9 protein-coding genes are annotated in these 6,900 nt (G+C 65.6%); all 9 read left to right on the forward strand.

All coding sequences use genetic code 11. From position 1 onward, the window contains the following. The first annotated feature begins 2 nt into the window (after positions 1–2). Positions 3–971, forward strand: a complete 969-nt coding sequence (locus VMX79_09285) for a 6-bladed beta-propeller (GenBank protein ID HUV87293.1) — start codon at positions 3–5, stop codon at positions 969–971. Between the two features lie 2 nt (positions 972–973). Continuing rightward, positions 974–1,741, forward strand: coding sequence for a NapC/NirT family cytochrome c (locus VMX79_09290; protein ID HUV87294.1), 768 nt, complete (start codon positions 974–976; stop codon positions 1,739–1,741). 14 nt (positions 1,742–1,755) lie between these two features. Beyond that, the gene (locus VMX79_09295; GenBank protein HUV87295.1) at positions 1,756–2,226 is read left to right on the forward strand and encodes a 4Fe-4S dicluster domain-containing protein; all 471 of its coding nucleotides are present in this window, start codon (positions 1,756–1,758) and stop codon (positions 2,224–2,226) included. 44 nt (positions 2,227–2,270) lie between these two features. Next, positions 2,271–2,954: a 4Fe-4S dicluster domain-containing protein gene (locus VMX79_09300; GenBank protein ID HUV87296.1), complete on the forward strand. Its 684-nt coding sequence runs from the start codon at positions 2,271–2,273 to the stop codon at positions 2,952–2,954. After that, positions 2,954–3,823, forward strand: a complete 870-nt coding sequence (locus VMX79_09305) for a hypothetical protein (protein ID HUV87297.1) — start codon at positions 2,954–2,956, stop codon at positions 3,821–3,823. Before VMX79_09300 ends, VMX79_09305 begins: the two co-directional genes overlap by 1 nt. 25 nt (positions 3,824–3,848) lie before the next feature. Beyond that, positions 3,849–4,514 (forward strand): DedA family protein, encoded by a 666-nt coding sequence (locus VMX79_09310; protein HUV87298.1) that lies wholly within the window; start codon positions 3,849–3,851, stop codon positions 4,512–4,514. 203 nt (positions 4,515–4,717) lie between these two features. Further along, complete coding sequence (locus VMX79_09315; protein HUV87299.1) at positions 4,718–5,728, forward strand: hypothetical protein; 1,011 nt, start codon at positions 4,718–4,720, stop codon at positions 5,726–5,728. A 4-nt stretch (positions 5,729–5,732) separates the two neighbouring features. After that, positions 5,733–6,596, forward strand: a complete 864-nt coding sequence (locus VMX79_09320) for a hypothetical protein (GenBank protein ID HUV87300.1) — start codon at positions 5,733–5,735, stop codon at positions 6,594–6,596. An 86-nt stretch (positions 6,597–6,682) separates the two neighbouring features. After that, positions 6,683–6,900 (forward strand): sigma factor (locus tag VMX79_09325; protein HUV87301.1); only part of this gene is annotated, 218 nt, incomplete at its 3' end.

Below are 6,900 nucleotides of genomic sequence, written 5' to 3' on the forward strand. Positions count from 1 at the left end.
GTATGAGAAGTTGCTTTTTAATATGTTCGGTCGCCGCGGCCGTCTTTCCGGGAGCGGCTTTCGGCGAGTTCGTATACCAGGGGGAGTGGGGTTCTTTCGGGACCGGCCCCGGGCAGCTCAATTGCCCGTTCGGCGTGGACTGCGACATAGTCGGGAACGGCCTGGTATACGTAGTTGATTATGAAAACCATCGGGTCCAGTATTTTACGGCTACCGGCAGTTACCTGGGGAAGTGGGGGGCGTACGGGAGAGAGGACGGCCAATTCCGTTACCCCTGGGGCGTCGAAGTGAAGCGGGGCCGCGTCTACGTGAGCGATACGCACAATCACCGCATCCAATACTTCACCCACGCGGGGAGTTTCCTCGGCAAGTGGGGGCGGTACGGCTCGGGCGACGGCCGGCTCGACAATCCGCGCGGGGTAGCGGTGTCGCGGGAAGGCCGCGTCTACGTCGTCGATTGCTTGAACCACCGCATCCAATATTTCACGGCCGACGGTTCTTTTTTGGGGAAATGGGGGACGAAGGGCGCCGGCGACGGCCAATTCAACGGCCCCCGGGGGATTTTAATCCCGCCCTCGGGCAAGATTTACGTTGCGGATAAATATAATCACAGGGTACAGTATTTTACGCCCGACGGCGTATTTCTCGGGAAATGGGGTCGAGAGGGCAAGGGGGACGGCGAGTTCGTAGGCCCTCGCGGCCTCGCGGGCCGGGGCGACGGCCGGATCTTCGTAACGGACGAATATAGCGACCGCGTCCAGTACTTTACGCACCAGGGCTCTTTTATAGGCAAATGGGGGCAGCGCGGCTCGGCCCCGGGCGATTTCAACTTGCCGGCGTGTTGTACGTTCGGCCCCAACGGTTGGTTTTACGTCGCCGACGAGAGGAACCACCGCATCCAGTATTTCCGGGAGAGCGAGGCCGCCGTCGAACCGTGTTCCCTAGGGCGCGTGAGAGCTCTGTTTAAATAAAAATGGCGTTTACGGTCAAAATAGGGAAAACCCTGGTAATCTGGGCGGCGGTCGTCGTGGCGGCCGGCGCCGCGGGGCTCGGGTTTTTAGAGTTCTCGAGCTCCAATACCTTCTGCTACCTGTGCCACTTCGACGCGCGCTTCCAGGAGCCGTGGCGGGCGTCGGCGCACTTCAAGGAGGGCGTCACCTGCAAGGACTGCCACTTCGGCCCGGGCGTCTTCGGCCTGGTGGACGCCAAGTGGCTGGGCGCCAAGGACGCCGTCGTCGCGCTCACCACCGCCGAGGACTTCAACAATATCGACATCTACACCCAGGCGAAGGAAGAGAAGTGCAAGAAGTGCCACTATGCTTATAAGAAGGTGAACGTCGTCGCCGGGGAGGACCTCGAGCCGGCGCTCGCGGCCGGCGTCGACGCGCTGTCCTACGGCCACCAACGCCACGACGAAGTGCGGGAAATCTGCGCCCGCTGCCACAGCAGCGACGTGTTTTTCGCGAGTTTGGATTACACGACGTGCGACTCGTGCCACGCCGGCCTGGTCCATAAATTGGACCGGAAGTACGAGCGCGCCGTCCCGCGGGCCGACACCTGCAGCCGCTGCCATACCGGCCGGTTACACGTATGGGGCGCCAAAGCCGTAGGCCTCGACGACGGCGGCGTCTTCTTCTTCAACGACTGCCCGGCGAACGAACGGACGATACGCGAGGGCGTCCTCCCGCCGTCGGCCAATTGCGACCGTTGTCACCCGCCGCTCACCGGAGCGGAGGAGTGAGGTGAACTAGCGCTATGTCGCCGTACTTCAACTACGAGCCGCCGCGCTACCGTACCGCTTTGGACATTGTACTCGACGAGGAATTCCCGCCGGTGGCGCGGTGCCGCCTTCTCTCCGAGGGGATAAAGCCGTACCACCGGCTGGCGCTGGCCGAGGCCGAGATAGCGGGCGACAAGGGGTGCGTCGGCTGCGGCAATTGCGTCGACTCCTGTCCCATCCTCCGCCGCGAGCCGGAGCGCCTCCAGAAGACCGAGCAGCGAACGTCGATGGCGTTGGAGTCCATCGTCGGCGAGGACTGCGAGCAGTGCTACGCCTGCATCCTGGCCTGCCCGCAGGTGGAGACGAACTTAAAGGACTTCGTCGTGGATACGCGCGTCCCGGAGGTCATAGCGCCGTCGAAGACTATGACTTTTTTGGATAAATACTTAATGGCCGTGGTGGCGATAGCCATCGGCGTTTTACTCGGCCTGTTTTTGCGCACCTAGGCGGGGGATACCCCGCGACGAGGCCAGCCGAGGAGGATATACCGGTGGAAGAGGTCGAAAAGGTAACTATCAGCATAATGGGCCGGGAGTACCGCGTACCCGCGGGCCTTACCATCCTGCAGGCCATGGAGTTATCCGGTTATCAACTGGTGCGGGGCGTGGGGTGCCGCGGCGGCGTGTGCGGCGCCTGCTCGGCGATGTACCGCATCGCCGGCGACTACCGCCTTAAATCCGGCCTCGCGTGCCAGACCGTCGTCGAGGACGATATGGAACTGGTCCAGCTGCCGTTCTATCCGGCCAATAAGGCCGTGTACGACGTCGAGACGACCGTCCCCACCGAAAAGACGCTTTTGGAACATTATCCCGAGATCGCCCGGTGCATGGGCTGTAATTCGTGCACGCTGATTTGTCCTCAGAACCTCGAGGTTATGGAGTATATATCGGCGGCGCTCCGCGGCGACGTCGAGAAGGTGGCCCGGCTCTCGTTCGAGTGCATACTGTGCCGGCTGTGCGCGACGCGCTGCCCGGCGGACGAGGTGCAGCCTTTCGTCGCGATTCTGGCGCGTCGCCTTTACGGCCGTCACCTGGCGCCGGCCTCGCCCCACGTCGCCAAACGCGTCGGCGAAATCGGGGAAGGCCGGTTCGACGACCAACTGAGCGAAATGAAGAAGAAAAGTAAGGACGAGCTGCGGGAGATGTACAAAGCCCGGGATATCGAGCCGCAATAATGGCGAAGGTAATCATATACGCGGCCGTCGCCGCCGCGGCGGCCCTCGCGGCGCACGCCACCCACGGCATCCTGCTCGTCTCGGACCAGGTGGACGGCGTCGCCAACCCGCAGCTGTTCGACCGCTTTTATATAAACGCGTTGCGCGACGCCGGCGCCACGTACGCGGTGTGGGACCACGACGGCCGGGGCGAACCTCCCTTCGAAGAACTCCGCAAGTACAAGGTCGTAATTTGGATTACCTCGACTTCCGGCGACGCCCCCGCCTCCGACCCGCTGCGCGGCAGTATTACCCTCTCTCCCTCCGAGCAGAAATCGCTGGTGGCCTTCCTGAGCCGGACGCCCGGGACGACGACGTTGATGCTCTCCGGGGTATACATCGCCTGGAACTGCGTCGCCGACATCGTCCACGAGAAACAGCTCTACAAACCGCTGTTCTCCGATTACCTCAAGCTAAATTACCCGGACGATAACTTCCGTAAATGGATCGAGGTGGAGGACTATTGGAGGCTGGTCGGCGAGGGCGGCTGCCCCATCCTGGGCGGCGGGGATTATACTATTACCTGGCGCCACCACAAGAACTTCCCGGACCAGCTCGAGTCCGCGGCGGGGGGCGCGCCCTCGGCTTGGTGGGAGGACCTCGGGCGTAAGCGCCACCACCGCGCCGTAATACGCGCCGAGGGGCGGAAGCCGGGCGGCGAGAAGGACGACAAATATAGAATCGTCCTCTTCTCCTGTCCCTTCGAAAATATTATGCACGATAACGACCGCGCCGAGGTTATGACGAATTTCTTGAAGTGGGCGGGGGATTTGGAGGCGAAGGCCGTCGAGCCGGCGAGCCTGGGCCGCGTCAAAGCCCTCTATCGCTAAAAACCTTTCCGCTTCCGGGAGGTAGATGAATTTCTTCGACGCCATCATAGAGCCCATAGGTGCTTGGGTCATGAACGTTATCTCGACGCTCGGCTACGCGGGCGTCGTCGTTTGTATGGCCATAGAGAGCGCCTGCATCCCGCTGCCCTCCGAGATAATAATGCCGTTCTCCGGGAGCCTGGTCGCGACCGGCCGCTTCGACTTGTGGTTGGTCTCGCTGGCGGGCGCCTTCGGCTGCCTGGTGGGCTCGGTCGCCGCCTACGCCGCCGGCTACTACGGCGGCCGGCCGTTCATCGAGCGCTGGGGAAAGTGGGTGCTGCTCTCGGAGCGCGAGCTCGCCTGGGCCGACCGGCTCTTCAATAAATACGGCTCGCCCACCGTTTTCATCGCGCGCCTGCTGCCGGTGGTGAGGACCTTCATCAGCCTGCCGGCCGGCATCGCGCGTATGCCCTTCGGCAAGTTCTGCCTGTACACCTTCGTGGGTTCCTTTCCCTGGTGTCTGGCGCTGGCGTACGTGGGCCTGAAAATGGGCGAGCGCTGGCACGAGCTCCGCGGGTATTTCCACAAGTTCGACCTCGTTATAGTCATCGTCCTCGCCGTCGGCGTCGTCGCCTGGCTTTACCTGCATTTTTCGCACATACGGAAGCGGAAGGCGCGGGCGGAAGCGTCGGGCGGCGACGAAAAGGCGTAACGTGCGTTCCGAACATACACATATATACTTGGGCCGTGGGGCGGCGGCGAGGGGGAGCGCCGCAGCGGCTCGGGCGGCGTACTCGTCGTTTCGCCGCGAGCTGAGGATATGGTACCGGCGCCTCGCCCGGAGGCTCCGACGCGAGTCGGCGCGCGGGGCGCACCACTCGAGCGGGCGGCCTTAAGGCCGCTTAATAATTTACCGTGCTGGAGACGATCTGGTTCCGGGTGGACGGCGGCCCGACGATAGGGCTGGGCCACGTCGGCCGCGTTATGGCGCTGGCGGCGGAGGCGGCGCGCCGCGGCTTCCGCTGCCGCTTCGCGCTCAACGACGACGCCACGGCGCGCGCGTTCGTCGCGAGCCGGGGCTTCCGCGACGTCGCGGTCGTCCCTCCTTCGCTCGAGGAGGAGGTCGCTTTTTTAACGGACGCCAGCGGTGGCGCGCCGTTGGTGACGGACATGCGCGGGAAAGACCCGGCGTTCTACCGGGCGCTGCGCGAGCGCGGCGTGACGGTATGCGCCATAGACGATATGGGCGAGGCCATAGTTGCCCAGTTGGTCGTGAACGGCGGCGTCGCGGAACCGCCGCCGCGGTACGAGGAGCTCCGGCCGCCGCAGCGGTTCCTTTTGGGGCCGGCGTACGTGCCGCTCCCGCCGGCCTACGCCGACGAGCCGCCCGCCGCGGACGACCCGGGCCGGACGCGGCTGCTCATAACTTTCGGCGGCTCCGACGCCGACGATTACGCAGGCCGCGCGCTCGAGGCCCTCGCCGAGACCGAGCCCCTCGACGTGGACCTGGTTCTGGGGCCGGCGTACCCGTACGTCGATAGGACGCGCGAGCTGGCGGCGCAAAGCCGCCACCGCGTCGACGTACACGCGCCGGCGCGGGATATGCTGCCGCTGTATCGGCGGGCCCGGGTGGCGCTGGCGGCCGGCGGCATAACGCAGTACGAGCTGTTGAGCCAGCGCGTTCCCACCGTCGCCGTTCCCCACGTCGCCCGCGAGGAGGCCGAGAGCGACGCCTTCGCGCGGCGAGGCGCGGTGGTCACGTTCGGCGCCGCGGAGCTGCGGCCGGGCGGCGCCGTAATCCGCGAGGTAGGCCGATTGTGGGAGGACGAGGAGCGACGGCGCGCGATGGCGGAGGCCGGGCGCGCCCTCGTCGACGGCCGCGGCGCCGCGCGCGTCCTTGACGCCGTAGAAGAAATGGCCCCGTAACGTTATGTTGGCCGAAATAGAGAAGGTGCCGGGAATCGGCGCCCCGGGCGAGGTCGCGGGTCGGCCCGCGGCGACGTTGGCGGACGAGGCCGGCGCCCGGGCGCTGGCGGCGTTGTGCCGGGAGCGCGGATGGCGCCTCCACCCGTGGGCGGCCGGCGAACCGCCGTCGCGGGAGCTTCCGCCGGAAACGGTCCTGGTGACGCCCGGGCCCGGCCTGACGGGGGAGTTCGCTCTCGCCGCGGACGATTACTATTGCGAGGCGCCGGCGCCGATGACGTTGGGCGAGCTCGAGCGTCGGCTGGAGGGGACGCCGCTGTGGCTGCCGTTCGCGGCGCCGACCGGAGCGCAGATGGCCGTGGGGGAGTTGGTCGCGCGATACCCGGCGAACGCGTTCGCGCCGGCGTACGGCGAGCTCTATCGCTTCCTCTTCGGCCTCTCCTTTATAAACGACGACGGCGAGTTGGTATCGACGGGCCGCAGGACGATAAAGGGCGTCGCGGGGTACGACCTGTCCAAGCTCTTCCTGGGCTCGCGCGGTCGCGCCGGCCTGATAACGCGGGTGCGGCTCCGCCTGTTCCGGAGGCCGGCGGATGCGGCCTTTTGGCGGGCGCGGAGGCCGGGCGAGGGCGAGTTAGGCGACCGCGTTTGCCTCCTCGGCGCGGACGGCGAGACGCTGCTCTACGCCGACGGCCACCCGGGCGACGTCGACGCCGCCGCGGAACGGCTCCGGCGCGCGATGCCGGACCTGGCCGAGGTATCGCGCGGCGCCGCCGCGAGCCGCGATTTCGCCGCGGCCGTAGCCGCGCTGCCGTACCGCCCGCCCGCCGAACCCTCCGCCGCGCCGGCGTTTTCCGATATATATATTTAAACCGGCAACTTCTACGCCGGGTTGACGTATTATTCGTTAAGGAGGGGAAGGGGGAGTCTACCCTTCCCCTTTCGTCGTCTACGGGTATGGCAGCCGCGACATCCGCAAATGAAACCGACGCCGAAAGCGCCCTTGCGCGGCGGGCCGCCGCCGGCGACGAGGCCGCGTTCGAAGAGCTCGTCAATAAATATAGCCGCCGCATATTGGACTATTGCCGGCGGCTGGTGGGCGACGCCGTAGTCGCCGAAGACCTGGCGCAGGAGGCTTTCGTAAAATTCTACCTCGGCTTGTCCTCCTTCGACCC

The sequence above is a fragment of the bacterium genome, from assembly GCA_035529855.1.
Lineage (GTDB): Bacteria > RBG-13-66-14 > B26-G2 > WVWN01 > WVWN01 > WVWN01.

What these genes read in the sequence shown, in the direction of transcription:
- VMX79_09285 (HUV87293.1), top strand. Translation starts at nt 3, where the DNA reads ATGAGAAGTTGCTTTTTAATATGTTCGGTCGCCGCGGCCGTCTTTCCG.
- VMX79_09290 (HUV87294.1), top strand. Translation starts at nt 974, where the DNA reads ATGGCGTTTACGGTCAAAATAGGGAAAACCCTGGTAATCTGGGCGGCG.
- VMX79_09295 (HUV87295.1), top strand. Translation starts at nt 1,756, where the DNA reads ATGTCGCCGTACTTCAACTACGAGCCGCCGCGCTACCGTACCGCTTTG.
- VMX79_09305 (HUV87297.1), top strand. Translation starts at nt 2,954, where the DNA reads ATGGCGAAGGTAATCATATACGCGGCCGTCGCCGCCGCGGCGGCCCTC.
- VMX79_09310 (HUV87298.1), top strand. Translation starts at nt 3,849, where the DNA reads ATGAATTTCTTCGACGCCATCATAGAGCCCATAGGTGCTTGGGTCATG.
- VMX79_09320 (HUV87300.1), top strand. Translation starts at nt 5,733, where the DNA reads ATGTTGGCCGAAATAGAGAAGGTGCCGGGAATCGGCGCCCCGGGCGAG.